This is a genomic window from Dysgonomonas sp. Shenzhen-Wh21 (assembly GCF_043392705.1).
Lineage (GTDB): Bacteria > Bacteroidota > Bacteroidia > Bacteroidales > Dysgonomonadaceae > Dysgonomonas.
On sequence record NZ_JAIXHZ010000162.1, the window covers coordinates 35,370 to 59,465 of the forward strand.

General features: G+C 37.2%; 16 protein-coding genes. 12 read left to right on the forward strand and 4 right to left on the reverse strand.

Annotated features, from left to right (window positions below; genetic code table 11):
• Positions 1 to 10: 10 nt before the first annotated feature.
• Complete coding sequence (locus tag LDB17_RS11795; protein ID WP_252636950.1) at positions 11 to 2,473, reverse strand: endonuclease MutS2; 2,463 nt, start codon at positions 2,471 to 2,473, stop codon at positions 11 to 13.
• Positions 2,474 to 3,163: 690 nt separating this feature from the next.
• Between LDB17_RS11795 and feoB the strand changes: the two genes are divergently transcribed.
• The 8 genes from feoB to serB all read left to right on the forward strand — a co-directional run bounded on the left by feoB (position 3,164) and on the right by serB (position 15,996).
• Positions 3,164 to 5,644 carry a ferrous iron transport protein B gene (gene feoB, locus LDB17_RS11800; RefSeq protein ID WP_252636948.1) on the forward strand — a complete coding sequence of 827 codons (2,481 nt, stop codon included), beginning with the start codon at positions 3,164 to 3,166 and terminating at the stop codon, positions 5,642 to 5,644.
• Positions 5,645 to 6,072: 428 nt separating this feature from the next.
• Positions 6,073 to 9,267, forward strand: coding sequence for a SusC/RagA family TonB-linked outer membrane protein (locus LDB17_RS11805; protein ID WP_252636946.1), 3,195 nt, complete (start codon positions 6,073 to 6,075; stop codon positions 9,265 to 9,267).
• A gap of 13 nt (positions 9,268 to 9,280) precedes the next feature.
• The gene (locus tag LDB17_RS11810) at positions 9,281 to 10,714 is read left to right on the forward strand and encodes a SusD/RagB family nutrient-binding outer membrane lipoprotein (protein ID WP_252636944.1); all 1,434 of its coding nucleotides are present in this window, start codon (positions 9,281 to 9,283) and stop codon (positions 10,712 to 10,714) included.
• A gap of 29 nt (positions 10,715 to 10,743) precedes the next feature.
• A complete protein-coding gene (locus LDB17_RS11815) occupies positions 10,744 to 11,550 on the forward strand; it encodes a hypothetical protein (RefSeq protein WP_135104920.1) in 807 nt (268 codons plus the stop codon).
• A 753-nt stretch (positions 11,551 to 12,303) separates the two neighbouring features.
• Entirely contained in the window at positions 12,304 to 12,933 is a 630-nt protein-coding gene (gene pyrE / locus LDB17_RS11820; RefSeq protein WP_006843174.1) for an orotate phosphoribosyltransferase, read from the forward strand.
• Between the two features lie 13 nt (positions 12,934 to 12,946).
• Positions 12,947 to 13,390 (forward strand): SRPBCC family protein, encoded by a 444-nt coding sequence (locus LDB17_RS11825; RefSeq protein ID WP_135104921.1) that lies wholly within the window; start codon positions 12,947 to 12,949, stop codon positions 13,388 to 13,390.
• Between the two features lie 3 nt (positions 13,391 to 13,393).
• Positions 13,394 to 14,731 (forward strand): argininosuccinate lyase, encoded by a 1,338-nt coding sequence (gene argH, locus LDB17_RS11830; protein WP_252636942.1) that lies wholly within the window; start codon positions 13,394 to 13,396, stop codon positions 14,729 to 14,731.
• 44 nt (positions 14,732 to 14,775) lie between these two features.
• Positions 14,776 to 15,996, forward strand: a complete 1,221-nt coding sequence (serB, locus tag LDB17_RS11835) for a phosphoserine phosphatase SerB (RefSeq protein WP_252636940.1) — start codon at positions 14,776 to 14,778, stop codon at positions 15,994 to 15,996.
• Between the two features lie 655 nt (positions 15,997 to 16,651).
• Here the strand turns inward: serB and LDB17_RS11840 are convergent.
• The 3 genes from LDB17_RS11840 to LDB17_RS11850 form a co-directional block, all read right to left on the reverse strand.
• On the reverse strand, positions 16,652 to 18,265 hold the full coding sequence (locus tag LDB17_RS11840) for an ABC-F family ATP-binding cassette domain-containing protein (protein ID WP_252636938.1): 1,614 nt from the start codon (positions 18,263 to 18,265) through the stop codon (positions 16,652 to 16,654).
• 202 nt (positions 18,266 to 18,467) lie between these two features.
• Positions 18,468 to 19,904: a PDZ domain-containing protein gene (locus tag LDB17_RS11845; RefSeq protein ID WP_252636936.1), complete on the reverse strand. Its 1,437-nt coding sequence runs from the start codon at positions 19,902 to 19,904 to the stop codon at positions 18,468 to 18,470.
• 121 nt (positions 19,905 to 20,025) lie between these two features.
• Positions 20,026 to 21,114, reverse strand: coding sequence for a phosphotransferase enzyme family protein (locus LDB17_RS11850; protein ID WP_252636934.1), 1,089 nt, complete (start codon positions 21,112 to 21,114; stop codon positions 20,026 to 20,028).
• Between the two features lie 194 nt (positions 21,115 to 21,308).
• Between LDB17_RS11850 and LDB17_RS11855 the strand changes: the two genes are divergently transcribed.
• Genes LDB17_RS11855 through LDB17_RS11870 form a run of 4 tightly spaced genes read left to right on the forward strand, consistent with a single transcriptional unit; the run spans position 21,309 to position 24,087 of the window.
• Complete coding sequence (locus LDB17_RS11855; RefSeq protein ID WP_252636932.1) at positions 21,309 to 21,908, forward strand: riboflavin synthase; 600 nt, start codon at positions 21,309 to 21,311, stop codon at positions 21,906 to 21,908.
• A gap of 3 nt (positions 21,909 to 21,911) precedes the next feature.
• Positions 21,912 to 22,466, forward strand: coding sequence for a nitroreductase family protein (locus LDB17_RS11860; protein WP_252636931.1), 555 nt, complete (start codon positions 21,912 to 21,914; stop codon positions 22,464 to 22,466).
• Between the two features lie 18 nt (positions 22,467 to 22,484).
• A complete protein-coding gene (locus LDB17_RS11865) occupies positions 22,485 to 23,114 on the forward strand; it encodes a DUF2238 domain-containing protein (RefSeq protein ID WP_252636929.1) in 630 nt (209 codons plus the stop codon).
• A 40-nt stretch (positions 23,115 to 23,154) separates the two neighbouring features.
• Positions 23,155 to 24,087, forward strand: coding sequence for a DMT family transporter (locus LDB17_RS11870; RefSeq protein WP_252636927.1), 933 nt, complete (start codon positions 23,155 to 23,157; stop codon positions 24,085 to 24,087).
• Positions 24,088 to 24,096 lie beyond the last annotated feature (9 nt).

Sequence of the window (24,096 nt, forward strand, 5' to 3'; positions counted from 1 at the left end):
TTCTGTTTAATTATTCAAGGTCTACTACAGTAATTCCTGTACCTCCAAATTGTACATGCTCATCCTGAAAATTTCGTACACCTTGAGCCGTACGGAGATAGTCTCGTATCATCTGTCTTAGTGCTCCCGTTCCCGTTCCGTGCAATATTCGTATTCGTGAGACCCCTACGAGTACTGCATCGTCTACAAAATACATGACAGCTTGCAATGCCTCATCGCCACGCATACCTCTCACATCTATATCTTGCTTGAAGTTGAGTTTCTTCTCTCGGAGATCGTCGCTGGCTGCTACGCTGATTGTAGTACTGCGGGTTTCACGTTTTACCTGATTTTTACTTATGTATTCAAGTGTTTCGAGTTTGACGGTCGACTTGATCATGCCAAATGCAACCGTAGCACTTCCTTTTTGTATATCAAGTACTTGTCCGATTGAAGTTTGCCCTTTGATGCGTACATTGTCTCCAATAGCGATTATTTGTTCTTTAATCTCTTTGGGTTGTTCGCTTTTTTTCTTTTTATTTTTTTCTTTCTCTTTTAACTTCTCTATTTTCTTAGCGATCTTATCATCCGAGAAATTTTTTTCGTCTTCTAATGACGATTTGAATTCGTTAAGAGTCAATCGGGCTTGCTTTGTTTTTTCCTTCTCGGCCTGCGATTCTCGAATTGTACGTATCGTATTCTCTATTTTGGCATTGGCCTCCGATAAGACCCGTTCTGCATCGGCTTTAGCCTGACGGAGTATCTCTTTTCGTTGTTTTTCTACACTCAGCAGATCTGTTTCGTATGTTGTGGTAATCTCTTCGAGCCGTTTTTCTTTCTGACGGATGCTTTGGCGTTTAGTTTCCCAATAGCGTTTATCTCTTACAATATCTTGCAGGTATTTGTCCATATTGATGTAGTCACTGCCTACTATTTCAGAAGCATCGGCAATTACATCTTCCGGCAAACCTATTTTTCGGGCTATTTCTATCGCAAAAGAGCTTCCGGGGTTGCCAATAGATAAAGTGAACAGCGGTTGCATCAAGTGGCGATCGTATAGCATTGCCCCATTGATAACACCTTTGTGTTCATTTGCATAATGTTTGAGGTTTTGGTAGTGAGTTGTGATTACACCAAAAGACTCTTTTTCATTAAAGCGCTTAAGCAGAGATTCTGCTATTGCACCGCCTATTTGCGGTTCGGTTCCACCTCCAAATTCATCTATGAGTAAGATTGTCTTTTCATCGCAGTTTCTTACAAAGAACTTCATATTGGTTAGGTGCGAGCTGTATGTGCTCAGATCATTTTCGATAGACTGTTCGTCACCTATATCTATAAATATATTGTTGAATATTCCTACTTTCGAATTTTCTGCTAAAGGTATCGGTATCCCGCATTGTACCATATATTGAAGTAGTCCCACTGTTTTTAGGCAAACGGATTTTCCTCCTGCATTTGGCCCCGAAATAATAAGAATGCGATTGTCTTCCTCTAGCTCTATATCGAGAGGTACAATTTGCTTATTCTGTTTTCTGTGAGAAATAAATAGCAGAGGGTGCTTCGCTCTGTACCATCTTATAATTTGCTTGTCTTCTAAGCTTGGTTTTATAGCATCCAGATCGATGGCAAATGTAGCTTTGGCTCTTATAAAATCGATTGTAGCCAGAAATTCATACGACTGCAATATGTCTGCTACCAGCGGGCGAAGTACATCGGTGAATGACACCAGTATTTTTATAATCTCTCTGCGTTCTTCACTTTCCAGCTCTCTTATGCGGTTGTTGGCTTCTACTACTTCGGCAGGTTCTATAAATACAGTTTTGCCCGAAGCTGACTCATCATGTACAATCCCTTTTATCTTCCGCTTAAATGCCGGTGCTACAGGTATTACAAGACGTCCGTCACGCATGGTGGGAGTTACGTCTTTTTCTACAAGCCCTTCGTTCTGAGCCGTGCGTAAAATTGCATTAAGGCTTCGTGATATACCGCTCGAAACATGTGCTATATCTTTCCGTATGCGGCTTAGCTCAGCGGATGCATTATCCTTTATGCGCCCAAACTTATCCAGAATATTATCAATCTTGCTTATTAGCTGGGGAAATATGGCAACTTCTCCTGCCAATGCATACAAGTATGGGTAAGGGGTATTTTCTTCCTCCTCCTTTTTTAGGAAAAGAACAATGTCCCGTATTGTTTGTAACGATCTTCGTAAATCAAATAAGGCTGCTTCGTCTATCCATGTACCTTCTACTCGTATGTTGCGTAGAGCATGCCTCACGTCAAGAAAATAATTTGTAGGGAAGTTGTCTTCTTCGTTTATGATGCGCATAAATTCCTCGGTTTGAGACAACGATTCTGATATATGTGTATAATCAGAAGAGAAGGCCAGATTGGTAACCTTTTCTTCCCCCAGTGGACTTAAGCATTTTGCTATGAGTAGTTGGCGGATTTTATCAAATCCTATTTTATATTCAAAGTTTTCCGGATAAATCACAGCGCTATTATTAAAATAGAGTGCAAATATAGTGAAATAGATTAACTCATTCTGTATTCAAATTTTATAAAATGGGCTTATTCTTTTTGCAGAATATAAAAATTACTTTACTTTTGTGAAAATTAAAAGGGAGAGCTTTATTACAAACTCCTAGAAGGCTGTGGAATAGTACAAATGCCATCTATGTAAATAAAAAAGAGCTATACATAATTTACTGCTAAATATAAAAAGCCAGTTTTTTAATAAATTTGTTGTAGATTAGTAATGAATTATGCTAATAAGTGTTTCCTTTATATTCTGATCTTTAAAGTACTTTATACAATATATTCCAATGCAAGAGAGGAGTGACGAAGGATTTATTGGGCATTTATTATCCTGCAATGACTCTTATCTTTAAACTAACAAGTGTTTTTATCTCATTATCTGCTTGTGAAAGTAGGTTTGGGGTTTTGTCATTGATTACGCTCCTCTTGAGCATTGGTTTATCTTTTTCCTTTTTTGTTTAATCAGGTGATTTTCATTGCGATGTGACTTGCGGTGATTGTTGCTCTTGCTTGTGTTGGTGAGGCTTGTTTTCTTGTTCGGTAAAGATTCTTTTTTATACTCATTCTAAATAAAGTCATTTTTCCTTCTCTTTTTATATAAAAAATACCCATCTTTGTATCTCTAATTAAGTGAAAGATTTTTAGTATGCTTTTATCTGATTTGAAAACGGGACAGAAAGGTATCATTGTACGCGTAAATGGAAGTGGTGCTTTTCGTAAACGTATTCTCGAAATGGGTTTTATAAAAGGGAAAACCATAAAGGTGATATTAAATGCTCCCCTCAAAGACCCGATTAAATATAAAATAATGGATTATGAGGTTTCGCTCCGAAGAAGTGAAGCCGCTCTAATTGAAGTTATATATCCAGAACCACATAAAGTAAGGGATGAGAATTTGTCACACTCTCTGACGGATGGATCTTTAGATTATTATTCCACCACGGAAGATGTCGTAGCCTCATTGCGAAAACCGAATTCCGATTCGAAAAAAGTAATAAGGGTAGCATTGGTGGGTAATCCTAATGCCGGAAAAACCTCTCTCTTTAATATTGCTTCGGGAGCTCACGAGCATGTAGGCAACTATGGTGGAGTAACAGTCGATTCGAAAGAAGGGAAGTTTAAACATGGAGGCTATACTTTTAAGGTTGTAGACTTGCCCGGAACTTATTCGCTTTCGGCATATACTCCCGAAGAATTGTTTGTAAGACGACATATTGTAGAAGATAAACCCGATGTGGTTATTAATATTGTCGCTGCTTCCAATCTTGAGAGAAACCTGTATTTGACTACCGAACTTATCGATATGGAGGTGTCTACGGTGATCGCTCTTAATATGTATGACGAACTATTAGAAACGGGTAGCGAATTTGATTATCAGAGCCTGTCTCAGATGATCGGTATCCCTATTGTTCCTACAGTTGCTAAAACGGGAGTAGGTATAGGTGATCTGTTCGATGCGGTGATACGTGTCTATGAGGAGAAAGAACCTATCGTTCGACGTGTACATATATATTATGGTAATGTTGTAGAAAATGCAATAAGCAAACTCAATATACTTCTTGAAAAGGAAAAAGAAACACCGTTAATTTTCCCTCGCCGTTATATTTCAACAAAATTGTTGGAAAAAGATAAGGATGTAGACGCCTATGTCGGCTCATTGTCGAATGCTGCGGATATCTATGCTCTGAGAGACAGTGAGGTTAAATATATAGAAGATACCCTAAAAGAAGATACTGAATCTGTTCTGACGAATGCCCGATATGGTTTTGTGGCAGGTGGATTGAAGCAGACACTCAAAGAAAAGCTTTTCGAGTCGGACGTAACCCGGATGATAGATGCCGTGGTTACCAATAAGTATATTGGATTCCCTGTGTTTTTCTTTTTTATGTGGGTGATGTTTGAGTGCACATTCCGTTTGGGTGGATATCCTATGGAGTGGATTGAAAACGGGGTGGCAGTACTCGGTAATTTTATCAGAGGAAATATGGTTGACGGTATGCTTAAAGACTTAATTGTTGATGGTATTATCGGCGGTGTTGGCGGTGTTATTGTTTTTCTTCCTAATATATTGATCCTGTATGCTTTTATTTCCTTTATGGAAGACTCCGGCTATATGGCTCGGGCAGCTTTTATAATGGATAAGGTGATGCATAAAATGGGATTGCACGGAAAATCTTTTATTCCATTGGTTATGGGGTTTGGTTGCAATGTGCCTGCGATACTTGCTACAAGAACTATCGAAAGCCGTAATAGTCGTATGATAACCATGTTGGTAAATCCGTTTATGTCTTGTAGCGCGCGATTGCCTGTGTATTTGTTGTTTGTAGGAGTTTTCTTTAAGTCGTATGCAAGCTTTGCCTTATTTGGCTTGTATTTTACCGGGATTCTATTGGCTGTGATTTCTGCCCGCTTATTTAAGCGTTTTCTTTTTCCGAAGGAAGATACACCATTTGTAATGGAATTACCTCCTTACCGTATGCCTACAATTAAGTCGGTGACTATACATATGTGGGATAAATCTCAGCAGTATTTGCGAAAAATGGGAGGTGTTATTTTGGTTGCATCTATTATCATCTGGTTTTTGGGTTATTTTCCACGAGACAAAGAACGGGAGTTGAAATATGATAATATGATAACTCAGGTTGAGCAGCAAGAAGGGTTGGGTGATGAAGAAAAGAGTGCTCAAATCGAAGAAATAGAAGAGGGCAGAAATACAGAACATCAAGAAGAGTCGTATATTGGTCGTGTAGGTAAAGCTATCGAGCCTGTGATGAGGCCTCTCGGTTTTGATTGGAAGATAAGTGTTAGTCTTCTTTCGGGTATGGCGGCCAAGGAGGTTGTGGTGAGCACTTTAGGTGTATTATATACGGGGAGTTCTGAAGATCAGGAATCGCTGGAGGTTCGTCTTTTAGCAGATAAGCAAGTAGATGGAAGCACAACATTTACTCCGTTGGTAGTTGTCAGTTTGCTGCTTTTTGTGCTGATTTACTTTCCATGTGTCGCAACTATTGCTGCTATAAAAGAAGAATCCGGCTCTTGGAAATGGGGTGTTTTTAGTATTGTTTACACAACTTTACTAGCTTGGCTTATTTCTTTTGTAGTGTATCAACTTGGATGTTTGTTCTGATTTTCTCTTATTTTCTTTCTTTTTTATTTTATTGTTTCTTATTGTAATAATTATAATATGTAAAGGGCGGTTTTGGCTGCCCTTTTCTTTTTTTTGAAAAAGTTATAATTAAATGTTAAATATCTGCTTTTTCAAAAGAATAAAGCGGGTGTTTTTTGAGTGTTTTTTTTGTGTATGGCTTCTGGATGGTTTCAATATGTAATGTATTTAACATTAGTGTTACTTGTATATGTTTGTAAATCTGCATTTAATTATGTTTGTTCTTTCAAAATGACAAAATTTGTATAATTTAATCTAAGATTTGTTTTTTCGTGAAAATTGCCTAATTTTGTATATCAAAAAACAAACTGATGCTAAAAAGTCTGATATTGCATCAAAGTGTTAGCATCGGGATGAAGTTTTAATTTAGAAATTAAAGTAGTGTTTGTATGATGAAAAGAGTGATGTTAATTCTATCCTGCTTATTTATAAGCATAGGATTTATTACAGCACAAACAACTCGCGTAACCGGTGTTGTCGTGGACAATGTAGGAGAGCCAGTTATTAGTGCTTCAGTCGTAGTAAAAGGGACTACCGTTGGTGTTTCGACTGATTTGGATGGTAATTTTTCGATAAATGTACCTGAGGGTAAAAATACATTAGTATTTTCTCTTATCGGAATGAAAACAGTGGAAGTTAAGGTTTCTCAAAATATGAGAGTCGTTATGGAGAACGATGAACATATTTTGGGTGATGTTGTTGTTACGGCATTAGGTATTACAAGAGATAAGAAAGCGTTAGGCTATGCTACTCAAGATGTAAAATCCGACAAGCTGAATATGACGGGTAATACAGACTTAACTAAATCTCTACAGGGTAAGGTTGTAGGTGTAGATTTGAAAAACTCTAGTGGTATGCCTGGAGCATCATCTCAAGTCGTTATCCGTGGAGCTCGTTCTTTTGATGGTGATAATACTCCGCTTTATGTTGTTGATGGTATGCCGATTGCAAGTACATCTTATTACGATACCGGTAATAGTGTTAGTGGTTCAGACGTTGCAAATAGAGCGTTGGATATCGACCCTAATGATATTGAGTCTGTTAATATATTGAGAGGTCAAGCCGCTGCAGCTCTTTACGGACTTCGCGCATCTAACGGTGCTGTGATTATCACAACTAAAAGTGGAAAAGGTAAAACAATTGGTAAAACAAATATAAGCTTAACGCAAACTGTTGCTTTTGATGTTGTATCTCGTACTCCTGATTATCAAACAACTTGGGCTCAAGGGATGAGAGGCGTATATGCTTCGAGCAAGTCAAATGATAATTCTCATGCATCTATGGCATGGGGGCCTAAAATCTCAGATTTACCTAATGACCCTCTTTATGGTGGTAATGGTAAAGGACATGATGGAAAATATCAAGTTCCTCAATTAATAGAGGGCGGATATGCACCTGAAGATGCTTGGGTAACACCTGGAGTTTATGATAACTGGAATGACTATTTCAGAACAGGTGTTCAGTCTACAACATCGGTTCTAGTTAGCCGAGCTGAAAATACTGGGACTTTTGCTGTTGGTATTTCTTATACAGATCAATCTGGTATAGCATTGAAAACAGGTCTAGAGAAATGGAATGCGAAAGCTAATGGAGATAAAAAATTGAATGATCATTTTACAGTAGGTTTTTCTGCTAATTTCTCTAAAAATAGTGTAGATAAATTATCTGGTGCAAATGATGGTTCCTTAGCGGGAGTAATGGGCGCACCTGCCAGTTATAATCTTAAAGGAATGCCTTATCGTACAGCAAGTGATCCGTACAAACAAGTTTATTATCGCAGCTTAACTTTTGATAACCCTTATTGGATACAACATAATAATACGTTTTCGGAAAATACAAATCGTTTCTTTGGAAATTTATTTGGTCAATATGAAACTAAATTAGCTGATGATCATAAGATTACCCTTAAATATCAATTGGGTGCGGATACTTATACCACTCATTATCAAGATGTCTTTGGTTATGGTCATGCTGGTAAAACAGGTACAATAGATAATTATGGTATAACTCAATTTACTTATAACTCTTTGTTTACCGCAGTTTATGATTGGAAAATTTCAAATGATTTAGACTTTAACTTTATAGCGGGGAATGAATTAAATCATACTAATAATAAGTCTTATAGCGAATATGGTGAAAACTTTAATTTTGGTGGTTGGAATCATATTGGGAATGCTAATACAGTTACTGCAAGTGAAGGACAAAGTCAGGAGCGTACAGTGGGCTTTTTTGGAAGTATGTCACTTTCTTATCTGAATATGTTGTATTTTAATGCAACTGCTCGTCAGGATATCGCCTCTACTATGCCTCCCAAAAATAGAACATTTTTCTATCCGTCTGTATCGTTAGGATTTGTGTTTACAGAACTAGAACCTTTCAAGAACCAAAATGTACTTAGCTTTGGAAAAATTAGAGGTTCTTATGCAGAAGTAGGTCAGGCAAGCTCTAGATATATGAATAATTATTACTACCGTCCTACTTATGGCGGTGGATTTTGGCAAGGACAACCTATTGTTTATCCTGTAGATAATGTAAGTGGTTATGCGCAGTATCCTAATTTGTATGACCCTAATCTGAAACCGCAAAATACAAAATCATGGGAAATAGGTTTGCAATTGAATTTCCTTCAAGATAGAATAAGTCTTGATTATACTTTTGCTAACCAAAATACTGTGGATCAGATTTTTCCGGTTCCTCTTCCTGGGTCTACAGGTGCATCATCACTTATAACTAATGGTGGACAGATGAAATCTACTTCTCATGAGCTTATGTTAAATGTAACTCCAATACTCATGAAAGATTTCCGTTGGGATATAAATCTGAATTATTCGAAATTGGATAATAAAGTAGTTTCATTGCGTGAAGGTGTTGAATCTATTATGCTTGGAGGATTTGTAACACCTCAGGTTCGTGCAGGTATAAACTCTACATATCCTGTTATTTATGGAGTTCAATATAAAAAAGATAAAGAAGGACGTATATTAGTGGACGAAGATCCAAATAGTGTTACTTACGGTATGCCGATGGCTGGGGAACCTGGAGTAATAGGAAAGGTTTCTCCTGATTTTATTTTGGGTGGAGGAACAACGTTGACCTATAAGTCTATTTCGTTAGGAGTAGTGTTCGAATGGAAAAATGGTGGTCAAATGTATTCAGGTATGAATGGTTTGATGGATACATATGGTGTTTCTAAGAGAACTGAAGATAGAACTTCTACTTTTATTTTCAAAGGCTATAAAGCAGACGGAACTCCTAATGATATTGTTAGAGGTGGCGCTAATGATAAGAATGCTTATCAAACTTTATATTCTGATGTACTTTCCAATATTGATGAATCATTTATATATGGTAACTCATTTTTAAAATTAAGGGAGATTTCTCTAAGATATGCTCTTCCTAAATCAGTATTCTCGAAAGCTGATGTTGCTCTTTCTGCTTTTGCTCGTAATATTTTGCTTTGGACAGAATTACCGAATGCAGATCCTGAAAGTTCACAAGGTAACAACAATATGATGGGTGCATTTGAACGCTTCTCGTTACCCCAAACTACTAGCTTTGGTTTTAGTGTTAATGTAAATTTCTAAAGATAGATAAGATATGAAAAATAGAAATTTTTTACTTATATTATTGATGTCATTGGGGTTGTTTTCTTGTACCGAAAGTATCATGCAAGATATTAACGAGGACAAAAATCACCCTGCCGATATGGCTTCAAAATTTATAATTACGGATGTAATTAATAATACATCTTTTAGTGTAATAGGCTCTGACTTCTCATTTTACGCTTCAGTATATGTCGAATATAATGTAGGAGTGCATGGCCAAATGTATAATGCTGAGATTAGAATTGGTGAACCAACAAGTGCAACTACCTATAATAATAGCTGGAATAATGTCTATTCTAATTTGTTGAACTTGAAGAAAGTTATAGAGAAATGTTCGCCTGGAGGCTCTGAAGAAAGTGATACAGCAGTTTTAGGGATAGCACAGGTTTTAAGTGCCTATAATTTGGTTACATTAACAGATTTAATGGGTGATGTGCCTTGGACGGAAGCATTACAGCCAGGTGTTATTTGGACTCCAGTTCTAGACAAACAACAAAGTTTGTATGAGGTTATAAATAAATTAATAACTGATGGTATAGCTAACCTTGAAAAAACATCAAGTGTTCCGGTTATTGGAACTCAGGATCCTATTTATAAGGGTGTAGCAAGTAATTGGGTTAAATTTGCTTACGGATTAAAGGCACGTCTAGCAATGCGTTTGTCGAAAGTTAAACCTGATTATGACGCTGTAATTGATGCAGCAAATAAATCTTTTACGGCAAAAGGAGAAGAGGCTTTATTTAAATGTGGAACTATTAAAAATCCATTTAGTATCTTTCTAACAGATAGAAAAGCTATGGGGGCAAGTCAAAGCTTACATGATAAGCTTGTTGCAAAAAATGACCCACGTGATGGAAAGTTCTTTAAACCTTATCCGGGTACAAGTGAATTAATTTTTGCTCCGAATGGTAACCCTAATCAGGTGCAGGGATCATATGGTGTTTCAGCTCTCTCTACATCTACTCCTACAGCTCCAATTTATTTGATGAGTTATCATGAACTTGAATTCCTAAAAGCAGAAGCTTACGCGCGTAAAGAAGATCTTATAAATGCAAAAATTCATTTAAAGAATGCTGTAATTACAGCCTTTACAAATGTTGGAATTGACGCTGAAGATGCAACTGATTATTATACAGCTTCTATTGAACCAAAACTTAAAAATCCGGCAGATGCATTAAAAGAGATTATGATGCAAAAATATCTAGGATTATTTGAAGGCGAATCACTTGAAACTTATAATGATATTAGACGTCTAAAAGCAATGGGAGAAGGTGATTTTATACCATTGGCTAATACAAAAAATTTCCCTCTTAGATTTACTTACGGGGCTGAGGATGTGACGACTAATAAAAATGTTGCAGAAGCTTACGGAGACGGAAGTTATGTCTATACGGAAAATGTATGGTGGGCTGGAGGCTCCCGTTAAATGCGTAATTTAAATTAATTAGATTGATTATGAAAATATATATTTATGCAATAGTGACTGTTTTATTATTAGTTACAAGTTGCAAAGATCATAACGATAATTTAGTAGAGGAAAGAGGTACATATGTTGTACCAGTATTATCTGAGCCTTCCCCTGGTTATTTTACTGATAATCTTGAAAAAAGTTACGTTCAGTTTGATTTATCTTTACCGGAAGGAGAAAAAATTGATAAAGCTGAAATAGAAGTGACCCATGGAGATAAAAGTGCTATCTTAAAAGAGGTTTCTATTCCATCTACTGGAGTAAAAGTTACAGCAACAGAAGTGCTTAATGCCCTGAAAATGCCTGTGAGCGATTATAAATTAGGTGAGACTTTCAATTTGTATATTCTTACAACTAAAGGAGGAGTAGTGACTCGTTCGGTTGCGACATTTCCTATTGCTGTTGTCTGTTACTTTGATCCGGTAATGTTACTAGGTTCATTTGAATTTAAGTCTGACGACTGGGGAGTAGCTGGTAGTGTAACAATGGTTGCTGATGCCAATGACCCATATAAGATTTACATCGAAGGATATCCTCAGGCTGAAGGACTTACAGGAAATGGAAACAGAATAACACTAAATGTTAATCCAAGTAATTTTAGTATAACCGGACCAAAGGTAGTTTTAGCTGATAACCTAGCCGAATGGGATCTAACTTATACCAATTATGCTTATGAACCAGTCTCTGGAAAATATAGTGCTTGTGATGATGCTTATACTGTTACGTTTGCAATATCTGTTGCACAAGGTTCATTTGGAAATAACGTATTTACATTTAAGAGAGGAGCAAAATAACTCTCAATTTGTAAATTGAATTAGCAGCCCTAAAGAAGTATTATGTATAGTACTTTTTTAGGGCTTGTTTTTATTCCGTTAATCTGATGTGAAGAAATTGAATGTCTTCTTCTGTCTTTACATCCTTTTTTATGTCTTTTAACCTCTCTTTAACGTCTTCTTTCTTTTATCTTATGTAACTTTGTTTCCAGAAACGGAGGATAAATATATGTTTCAAGAAATTATTGTTGGTATTATAGGCCTATCTGTTGCCTTGCTTGTATTGTTTAAAATTTACGGATTCTTTTTTTCTAAGAATGAGCAAAAAGGTAGCTGCGGATGTTCTGGTTGTGGCTGTAGTACGAAGCAAAAACAAGTAAAATATTGAGGTTTTATTTGGAGTGAAGGATAAATATTCATATATTTGATATAAAGATTTAAGTCGTGTTGGTCGATTGGGAAGCTCATCAATTAAAAAATGACCGAGACAAGCTTTTGATTCTAATGGCGGGCCACACCTTCGGGTTGCTTAGCGCGGTGGATTACAAAGGGATCGAAGCACTCAAATCCTGTTTTACGGAGTTTCGGTATATCCACCAATACGACTTTCTATACAAAAGGAGTTACTTTCATTAAGTAGCTCCTTTTTGCGTTATAAAACGTTCTTTATTTTTATTTCATATTTTCTTTATGGTATAATTTCTTTTGTTATTTCTATTAATTGTATATTTGTAACCGAATAATATTGATTGTTGTTATTTATATCAAACAAAAATGGACACTTTAGAGAAACTGACCGCTGAAAAATTACTTAGTATTAGGGCTATTAAACTGCAACCTTCAAACCCTTTTACGTGGGCGTCAGGATGGAAATCACCTATTTATTGTGATAATCGTAAGCTGATATCGTATCCTCGCATACGTACTTTTATTAAAACCGAATTATCTCGTCTTATTCTCGAAAATTTTCAGGAGGCTGATGCCATAGCTGGAGTTGCTACCGGAGCCATTGCACCCGGAGTTTTAGTCGCTGATGCATTAGGCTTACCGTTTGTTTACATACGGGCCACGCCTAAAGATCACGGATTGGAGAATCTGATAGAGGGTGAGTTGAAACCAGGGAGTAAAGTTGTAGTAGTAGAGGATCTTATATCTACAGGATCGAGTAGTCTTAAAGCAGTAGAGGCGATTCGTCGCGATAGCTCTGAGGTAATTGGAATGGTTGCTAATTTTACATATGGTTTTCCTGTTGCAACAGAAAATTTCAAAAAAGCTGATGTAAAGCTAATTACTCTTACCGATTACGATGCTGTCCTAAAAGAGGCTTTACGCATAGAATATATCGCCGAGTCTGATCTGGATACATTGCAGGAATGGAGAAAGTCTCCGGCAGATTGGAAATAATCCATAATATATAATGGCTGAATTTGTAAGTGAAGTAAAAACTATTCCGCATTCTGATGCGGATATATATACAGTGCTTTCCGATTTGAACAATCTGGAACTGGCTAAAGATAAGATACCTCAGAATATGGTCAAAGATTTATCTTTTGATCAGGATTCTTGTACCGTAACTGTTGATCCGGTAGGGAAAATACGTTTCGTTGTGGTTGAACGTGACCCCAATAAAACAATAAAATTTCAGGCAGAGCAATTACCTTTTGATGTCACAATGTGGATACAATTAAAATCCTCGGCTGATGACGAAACTAAGATGAAGCTTACTATTAAAGCTGATTTGAATCCTTTCTTGAAGCCTATGGTTTCTAAGCCATTGCAGGCAGGATTAGATAAGGTAGCCGAAAGCCTTTCTGCTTTACCTTATGCTGATATTTTGAATAAAGGAAGAATAGAGGAATAGCCAATGAAACTTTGGGAAAAAAGCGTTCAAGTAAATAAAGATGTAGAGTCTTATACCGTTGGACGAGACAGGGAGTTGGATGTATATCTTGCTCCTTATGATGTTTTAGGCTCTATGGCTCACATCACCATGTTAGAGTCTGTTGGGTTGTTGACAAAAGAAGAATTGGCTGTTTTAATCAAAGAGCTGAAGGTAATATATAAATTGGCAGTTTCCGGCGAATTCGTAATAGAGGATGGTATTGAAGATGTGCATTCTCAGGTAGAACTAATGCTTACCCGAAAGCTGGGAGATGTTGGTAAAAAGATCCATAGTGGTCGTTCCCGTAACGATCAGGTACTGATTGATCTGAAACTTTTTACCCGCGATCAGATTCATTCTCTCGTAAATTCGGTTACGAAACTGGTCGATGTTCTTTTGGTGCAAAGTGAGAAGTATAAAAACATCCTCATGCCCGGCTATACGCACTTGCAGATAGCTATGCCTTCATCTTTTGGACTATGGTTTGGTTCTTATGCCGAAAGTCTTGTAGATGATCTTCAGTTACTCTTGGCTGCATATCGAATATGCAATCGGAATCCACTCGGATCGGCGGCAGGATATGGATCCTCATTTCCCCTGAATCGTCAGATGACAACCGATCTGTTAGGCTTTGACTCCATGAATTATAACGTTGTTTATGCACAGATGGGACGTGGTAAGATGGAGCGTGTAGTCGCTTTTGCTATAGCTAACATTGCAGCAACATTATCTAAATTGTCGTATGATGCATGCTTATACAACAGTCAAAATTTTGGATTTATTAAATTGCCTGACGAATATACTACAGGATCGAGCATAATGCCTCACAAAAAGAATCCTGATGTATTTGAGCTTACACGCGCAAAATGTAATAAGCTGCAAGGCTTACCCAGCAATATAACGTTGATCGCCAATAATCTTCCATCCGGATATTTCAGAGATTTGCAAATAATTAAAGAATTATTTATTCCTTCATTCGAAGAAATGAATGATTGTTTGCATATGGTTGCACAAATGATGGGTGAAGTGAAGATAAACGAACATATACTCGATGACCCTAAATATCTTTTGATATTCAGTGTCGAAGAAGTTAACAGACTGGTTCTTGAGGGAGTTCCTTTCCGTGATGCTTATAAGCAAGTTGGGTTGGAAATAGAAAAAGGGAATTTTAGTCACAATAAAGAAGTACATCATACGCACGAAGGTAGTATTGGTAACCTGTGCAATGGTCGTATTGATATACTCAAGCAGCAGATTGTAGATCAATTCGAATTTGAAAAAGTAATATCTGCTGAGAAAAAATTGCTTGGAGAGAATTAAATTCTTTACCAAATAAGTTTTAATGCATAGCTTAATATTTATATATGAAAGAATCTGAAATAATCCTGGCGAGCTTGTCAGGAGAGGATAAGCCTGGGGTTACTGCAGCCTTAACTGCGGTTTTAGCAGATCACAATGCCAATATACTTGATATAGGGCAGGCTAATATACATCATTCTCTTTCTTTGGCAATTATGTTTGAAGCAACGAATGCCGGAGACGTTATAAAAGATTTGCTTTTTAAAGCTACAGAGTTGGGCGTTATTATCCGATTCTCACCCATCAGTAAGGACAATTATACCCGCTGGGTGAATCTTCAGGGAACAAAGAATAGATATATAGTTACAGTTCTGGGGCGTGTTTTAGACCCTTCTCATATTTCAGCTGTAGCACAAGTAAGTCAGAAGCATAAATTAAATATCGAAAAGATAATACGTCTGACAGGTCGTGTTCCATTGGCTGCTTCGGAGCGTCCAAGCCGTTCATGTATTGAATTGTCGATCAGAGGAACTGTAGATGATGTAGATGCCCTGAAACATGATTTTATGAAACTGGCCGATGATATGGGTATCGATATCGCTTTTCAGGTAGAAAATATGTATCGCCGTATGCGTCGTCTTGTTTGTTTCGATATGGACTCTACATTGATTCAGACTGAAGTTATTGATGAACTTGCCGAACGTGCAGGAGTGGGAGATGAAGTAAAAGCCATTACAGAAGCTGCTATGCGAGGAGAAATCGATTTTAGTGAAAGCTTCAAGAAGCGTGTTAGTTTGTTGAAAGGTTTGGATGAGTCTGTTATGCAGGATATTGCAGAGAATTTGCCTGTAACGGAAGGAATGACACGCCTTATCCGCATATTGAAGAAGAGCGGATGTAAGCTGGCTATATTATCCGGCGGATTTACTTATTTTGGAAATTACTTGAAAGACAAGTATGGTTTCGACTATGTTTATGCAAATGAATTGGAGATTGAAGACGGTAAATTGACTGGCAATTATGTAGGCGATATAGTGGATGGTAAGCGTAAAGCCGAGTTGCTTCGTTTGTTGGCACAGGTAGAAAAGGTTGATATTCGTCAGACGGTAGCTGTCGGAGATGGAGCGAATGACCTTCCTATGCTGAATATTGCAGGGCTAGGTATTGCTTTTCATGCTAAACCAAAAGTGAAAGCAAATGCGAAACAATCCTTATCCAATGTAGGTCTGGATGGTATCTTGTATTTCTTAGGCTATAGAGATTCTATGCTCGAAGGAGAGAAGTAAACAAATACAAAATATAAATTTTAAGGCTGTCTTGTAAAGGATGGCCTATTTTTTTTAGTATTAACACGGATGTTAGTGATATTTTATCTTTATTTGATAAATATTTAATATTCAATTGGTAAAAGTCTAAAAATATATGGATCGTGATTTTTGCACAGAAAAGATATATAGGAACTTTCTTTCCGTATCAAGTATAACTTTTAGATATTTTGGGATTATAATAATATCTGAAAGGAGTTATACCCAATAACCGCGCTATCCAAAATCCACTTTCACAAGCGGAAATTTAAATCTGTAAGGTCGGTAATAAATAAGGAGACTTACTCGGATATTGGGGGTTACAAATGCCCAGAACACCCTAAATAACTCCTTCCTGATATTTCATCATTTTCCTATCTCTATAAACAGGAAAATATATATTTATGCCACATTATTGGCAAAATTCTACTATTGTGTGTTAGCTACACATCTGTAGCCAATACAAATATAGGCAAATATTTGATATTAACGATAGTAGTTATGTTAAAAATACACGAAGGTGTTAATGAAATGGAAAAATGATAGTTTTTGCGTGTTTGTTGTCCTTTTTTAAGGTTGTATATAAAGATAAAAAGCGATAATCCGTCCTGAATTATCGCTTTTAGATATATATTAATTATTTGTACATCTTGTTTCGTAATGATTTTATATCCTCCGAAGTGATATAATCATCATAATCCATGATCTTGTCGATAATTCCGTTCGGTGTCAATTCTATTACACGATTACAGACAGTTTGTATAAATTCGTGGTCGTGCGACGCCATCAATACATTCCCTTTGAACTGAATGAGTGTATTATTGAAAGCCTGTATCGATTCCAAATCCAAATGGTTGGTGGGTGAGTCGAGAACAAGGCAGTTTGCGCTCTTTAGCATCATCCGTGCTATCATACAGCGCATCTTTTCGCCCCCTGAGAGTACTTTTGTGTTTTTTAGTACTTCTTCACCCGAAAATAACATTCTGCCTAAAAATCCTTTTATATAGATCTCACTTGTGTCATCAGAGAATTGTGATAGCCAGTCAATCAGATTCAGATCTTCTTTAAAATAATCACTGTTATCCAATGGTAGATAAGCGTTCGTAATAGTTTGTCCCCAGCTGAATGTTCCAGCATCAGGCTTAGCGTACTCATTTATTATCTCAAAGAATGCAGTCATCGCGCGCGGATCTTTCGAAAGGAATATAACTTTATCTTCTTTTTCTATGTTGAAGCTGACATTGTTGAATAATACTTTCCCTTCTATCGATTTGCTCAGCCCGTTTACTTCCAATATCTTATTTCCGGGCTCACGATCGGGAGTGAAGATGATTCCCGGGTATTTGCGAGACGATGGCTTAATTTCTTCAATATTAAGCTTCTCAAGCATCTTCTTACGGCTGGTAGTTTGCTTCGACTTGGCTACATTGGCACTGAATCGACGAATAAATTCTTCCAGTTCTTTTTTCTTTTCTTCAGCTTTTTTATTCTGTTGCTGTTGCTGACGCAAAGCTAATTGGCTCGATTCGTACCAGAAGCTATAGTTACCCGCAAACATAGTTACTTTACCAAAGTCTATATCCACAGTATGTGTACATACAGAGTCTAAGAAGTGACGGTCGTGCGATACAATCAATATTGTATTCTCTGCATTGGCCAGATAATTTTCCAACCACATCACAGTTTCAATATCAAGGTCGTTGGTAGGCTCATCGAGAAGCAGGTTGTCAGGATTGCCAAACAAGGCACGTGCTAGCAAAATACGCACTTTTTGCTTACCGCTCATATCGCCCATCATCTGATAGTGCAAATCCTCGCTTACGCCAAGTCCGCTAAGTAGCATTGCTGCGTCATTCTCTGCATTCCATCCCTCAAGTTCGGCAAATCGTTCTTCAAGTTCTGAAGCTCTGATACCATCTGCATCCGAAAAATCTTCTTTGGCATACAGAGTATCTTTTTCTTGCATAATATTCCATAGCGTACTGTGCCCTTGCAGAACGGTGTTCATTACCGTTTGATCATCAAACGCAAAGTGATCTTGAGACAATACAGAGAGGCGCTCGCCCGGTCCTAAAGAAAATGTTCCGGTTGTAGCATCTTTTTCGCCACTAAGTATTTTGAGAAGTGTAGATTTCCCTGCGCCATTAGCGCCGATTATACCATAGCAATTGCCACTTGTAAATTTAAGATTCACGTCTTGGAAAAGTACTCTTTTTCCAAACTGAATCCCTAGATTAGAAACTGTTATCATTATTATTCAATTACAGATTATATACGATATAGGATAATATCTCATTACCCAAATGCGGGCACAAAGGTACAAATTATTGGCTGATAATCAAAGCATACCAACCTTTAGGAATAAAATTATATTATAATTTAGACTAAAGACAGTCTCACTCTTCGTTTACAAAGAAATAGCTTTTATTGCTTGTTTCTTATCTATTACATTCTTACAAAGTTCTGATTGTTACAGAATGTCTTATTTCAGGAACGATTTGAAAAATACGTCTTTGTATTCCATCCCAAGCTTCGATTGTGATTTTATTATCCGATTTGTTATTGATGTATTTTTCGAAGCCATACAGATAAGAAAATTGCGTAAAATAATCGGGTTTTGTAAATTCTTTCGCAATGTCATTATAGTATCCTGCGCTCCAGAACATACAGTCGGAAAAACCTTCCGAGTTGGTAAAGCGAGTAGTTTGATCTCTGAATACCATTGTATCATCTATAAAATAACGATATCCGGCAGACAGGACATCTTTGTTGCGTTCAAACTTTCTGTTGTTTACCTTTTCTATAATATAACCCGGACGTATACCGGCAATATAAGCAGGGGAATTAAAATCTACATCTTTGATATGTCCCAGATCATCTGCATCATAATAAATCCCTGTATAATTATATTTGTTTGTTTCTACAATATAATTAGCTTCTCTTTTGTTTTGAGTATATGGAAACTGTTTGAGCATCAAAGGTGTATGAAGCTTCACATAGTCTTCGAGCGAATACTGAGCAGAAAGATAATCTTTGATATTACAATCCCATATTTGAGTTAGCTTAGAATTATCTATGTATTTACGATCATAGAAGCTGAATCCATATTCCACTACGTATTGAGCCGAAGAACCTACTTTAGGATCATTGGAATCAAATATAGGTAGAAGTACCAATTGTTTTTTGTCGCAGTCGTATCGTAATGATGCAGGGTTATAATTGGGGTTATTCAACCCGGTGTATCTGTTGTTGGGCGAGTAGCTGTAATATGCCTGTACTACTATATCCGGATCGGAAGTATCTCTAACCAGACCTTTCGACTGTAATTCTTTTTCTAATAAGGTTGTAATCTGCTTGTCTATAGCCGGAACATTTTTTCCTGCATCATAAAAGTCGTACGTGTGATAATCTGTGAAATCTACATCAGAGTTTGTCTGTACATGTAGCGGTAGCGTAAATATCTGATGATTTGTGTTTTCAAGGCTGTAAAAAGAGTATACCTCAGACAATTGTTTTTCACTTACCGAATTAGTCGCAATACATTTACGCATAAGCGGATACTCCTTGAAATAAGTATTCATATTGCGAATTGTAAATTTTACTTCGGGATCATATTTGTTGTCAAACAGCCAGTTTGCGATGGTCTGATTGTCTCTCAGATATGTGGCCTGCCCATTGATCTCCATTATTATATCATCGATTTTTATTCCTGATTTTTCGGCAGGAGAGTTGGGCTCTACTCCCGTAATAACCAATTCACCATAACCCCAGTTTTGGTTTCTGCTAACTTCGAATGTTATGCCGTAATAGCAGTTTTTTTCATAGTCTTGGGCTTTTGCGTAAAAGGGAGTTATAAATAAAAGAAGAATAATATAAAGTACTTTGTTCATTTTGGGATCAGATTGAAAAATTAGAGCACAAAGATAGAACTAATAGATTAAATGCATGTTATCTCTTGCAGAAAAAAGACAATTCTAAGATTTTCTCTATGCGGGGTAAACTTGTTTTTTGTTATTTTGCCAATTTATCTATAATTGCCAGCATCTGATTGTAATTCTTGTCTATTGATTCCAGTAATTTGTATTGCGCACGGGTACGTACTAAATTATGCGTGTCATATTTAACCTTATAATAATTGTCTCCGTCTATGTAATCCATCAGAAAACGAAGTGCTTGTTCGAATGTGATATATTTCGCGGAGAAAGCAAGGTTCTCTATTTCGGTTGGAGTAAGAAATACTTTTGTCTCGGAGAGGTAGCCTTTGGTGTAACCTTCAAAAATATCCATTTTAAGATACACATTGTCGAGATTTTCATCATCTTCTTTACCTGCATTTGCATAAGAACGAATAGCGTCACCATAATCATTGAGGCAGATGCTGTTAAGCACCGTATCGAGATCAATTACAGAGAGTACATTCTCTTGTTTGTCGAACAAGATATTGCTTATTTTAGTGTCGTTGTGAGTCACACGCATCGGTAGTTCCCCTGTCTCTGCTTTTGTCCAGAAGTGCAACATCTCTTTTCTGCGGCTCTCTATCCAATCTATTTCCTGCTGTACCTGCGATTTTCTGCCTACCGGATCTTTAGCCAACACATCATCCCACTGGCTGAAACGTATGCGCATATTATGAAATCCGGGTAGTATATCCGCGAGAGGCTCTTTCATATCAGCCAGCATAGCTTGAAATTTTCCAATACCTTTCCCTCCCTGTGCTGCCAACTCGGGCGAATCGGCAAATTGATATGTTATCGTATCTTCTATAAATAAGCAAGCTGCCCAATATTCATTTTCTTCGTCTTTGTAATATAGCTTCCCATCGGTTGTTGGTGTAACGGTAAGTGCTTCACGAAGCGGGTCGCCACCCTGTTCTTTTATCTTATGCTTTAGGTGTATGGTTACCTTATAGATATTTTCCATCATGGATGGAATGTCTTTGAATATATTTTTATTCTTGCGTTGGAGAATATAATTTGGACTGTTTCCTTCTGTTTCTACAAAGAAAGTATCGTTGATAAGTCCCTCTCCCATAGGGCGAATTTCTTTTACTACTCCCTCAAACGCAAACTTGTTACCAATGTTTTTTAGTGCTTCTTTCATGCTATTAAATGATATAAATAAAATTGGTTGATTTTTCTCACAAACACAAAAATAACGAAATCTTCCTAATTCGAATCTTGTATTGAGAAGAATACCGAAAGATGACAAAAAGTAGAAATCTATAAATAGACTCTAAATAAATACGTAACTTTATACCGCGAAAAAATTATATAATAAATTAAAGGAAATAAATCATGTTTTCAGGAATAGTAGAAGAAGCAGCAACAGTAGTATCGTTACGTAAAGAAGCCGAAAACCTGCACCTTACAATGAAATGTTCATTTACTCACGAATTGAAGATAGACCAGAGTGTGGCGCATAACGGGGTGTGCCTTACAGTGGTAAATCTGGAGGGAGATACATATACCGTAACAGCTATAAAGGAAACATTGGAGCGCTCAAATCTTGGACTGCTGACGGTAGGAGATAAAGTAAATCTGGAACGCAGTATGCTGATGAACGGACGCCTCGATGGCCATATTGTACAGGGACATGTAGATCAGACAGCAAAATGTGTTGAAATACGTGAAGCAGATGGTAGCTGGTACTTTAAGTTTGAATATGAATTTGACCGAGAAATGGCAAAAAAAGGATATCTTACTGTTGATAAAGGTTCTGTTACTGTTAACGGTGTCAGTCTTACTGTGGTTGATCCTACAAATAATACATTTGAGGTTGCTATTATTCCTTATACTTACGAGCATACAAACTTTCATCAATTTAAAGTAGGTAGTGTAGTTAATCTCGAATTTGATATTATAGGTAAATACATCAGCCGCATCACTCAACTTTGATAAATGAACAAGGAAGAATTCTACGAACTGGTAAAGCATCGCCAAAGTACACGAGCTTTTGATACTACACGTACAGTAGATAGAGACATCATAGCCCGCATACTCGATGCCGGACGTTTAGCACCTTCGGCATGCAATGCACAGCCATGGCATTTTATAGTAGTAGACGAGCCCGAATTGAAGAACAAGGTGGCAGATGCCGCCTCTGCGCGTCTGTTGGGGATGAATCATTTTACAAAGCAGGCTCCTGTTCATATCGTAGTAGTGGAAGAAAAAGTAAACCTGAGTTCGGGTATTGGTGGTATTGTAAAAGACAAACATTTTGCATTTCTGGATATAGGTATAGCTACCGCACATATTTGCCTTGCAGCAGAAGCCGAAGGATTAGGAAGTTGTATATTGGGTTGGTTTGCCGAATCGAAAATGAAGAAATTACTCAATATTCCTGACAACAAGAGAGTAGTACTTGATATTGTCATCGGTTATCCGGCTCAACCTTTACGAGACAAAAAACGAAAAACAACCGAAGAGGTGATTTCATATAACACATACAAATAGAGTTATTTCACATTTCCTATGGAGAAAAAATATTGGGTTTTTCTTATCATCTTTACCCTGGTAGCAGTTTGGTCGGGGTATAAGCCTTATGAGGCCGGGTTGTGGTTTTTGGAAGCCGGGATATGTCTTGCGGCAGTCGTTGTATTGATGACTACTTTCAAGCGATTTCGCTTTACGTATATGACCTATATTTTTATTCTCATCCATCTTATTATTTTGTTTGTAGGAGCTCATTATTCTTATGCCCGTGTACCGCTGTTCGATTGGGTAAAAGAGATTTTTGACCAAGACAGAAACAATTACGATAAGGTAGGGCATTTTGCTCAAGGCTTTATTCCTGCTATGGTTGCCCGTGAACTGCTTATTCGTTTGGACGTGGTTCGGAAGAAAGGGTGGATACCATTCTTCGTTATTTGTATTTGTTTAGCGATTAGTGCCTTTTACGAACTGATAGAGTGGTGGACTGCGGTTTTGTCGGGAGACGGAGCCGAAGATTTTCTGGGCACACAAGGGTATGTATGGGATACACAGTCGGATATGTTTTGTGCTATGATCGGAGCAATTTGCATGCTGATATTCTTTTCAAGATTACAGGATAAGCAAATAAGTAAAATGGCACATTCTGATGATTCAGAAAAAGATAATTAATCAATATTTTTTAGATATACATCTAACTTGTAATTAAACAATGAGATTGACACCAAAACAAGAGGGGAACATTATAATGTTCATTGTGATTTGCGTATTTGCAATCAATATCCCTGTCAACAAATATGTATATTCTCACGGATACCTTTCTTCGTTTGGTATGACACTTATGCGTATGTTATTTGGAGCACTTGCTTTTTGGTTTACTTCTTTATTCACTCCAAAAGAAAAGATAGAGAAAAAAGACATGCTGATTCTATTTGTCGGTGGGCTTTTCGGTATGGTACTCAATCAGGGGCTTTTTGCTTATGGTCTCAGCCGTACGTCTACTATCGATGCATCTATAATAACTACGGCAGGGCCCTTGTTTGCTATGATTATAGCAGCCATTGTACTAAAGGAACCTGTAACGGCAAAGAAAGTAGGAGGTGTGGTTGTTGGTGCTGCCGGCGCTATATTTTTGGTCTATACGAGCCATTTGGGGCATCCCGGACAGGAAGCGGATATGATCGGAAACTTGTCGGTGGCGAGTGCTTCTTTTTCGTATGCCTTCTATCTGGTTATAACACGCCCGTTGTCAACAAAGTATTCGCCTATAACATTGATGAAGTGGATGTTCCTTTATTCCGCAATTATCTTGTCACCAATTTTTTATAAAGAAATAACAGAGGCTCCTTTATTTACTCAAAAGGATATATTGCCCTATCTGCTTGTCGGGTTTACACTCGTGGGTGCTACATTTTTCACTTATATGATGATTCCATTGGCTCAACGGCGAATAAGGCCGACCACGATAGCGATGTATAATAATTTACAACCTCTCATCGCTTCTTTTATCGCAATATCGGTGGGAATGGATAGATTTACAATAGATAAACTGATTGCTGGTATCCTTATTTTTATGGGCGTGTATTTGGTAACAGCAAGTAAATCGAAAGCGGATATAGACAAAGCAACACAAAATATTAATTAAAATATTAGT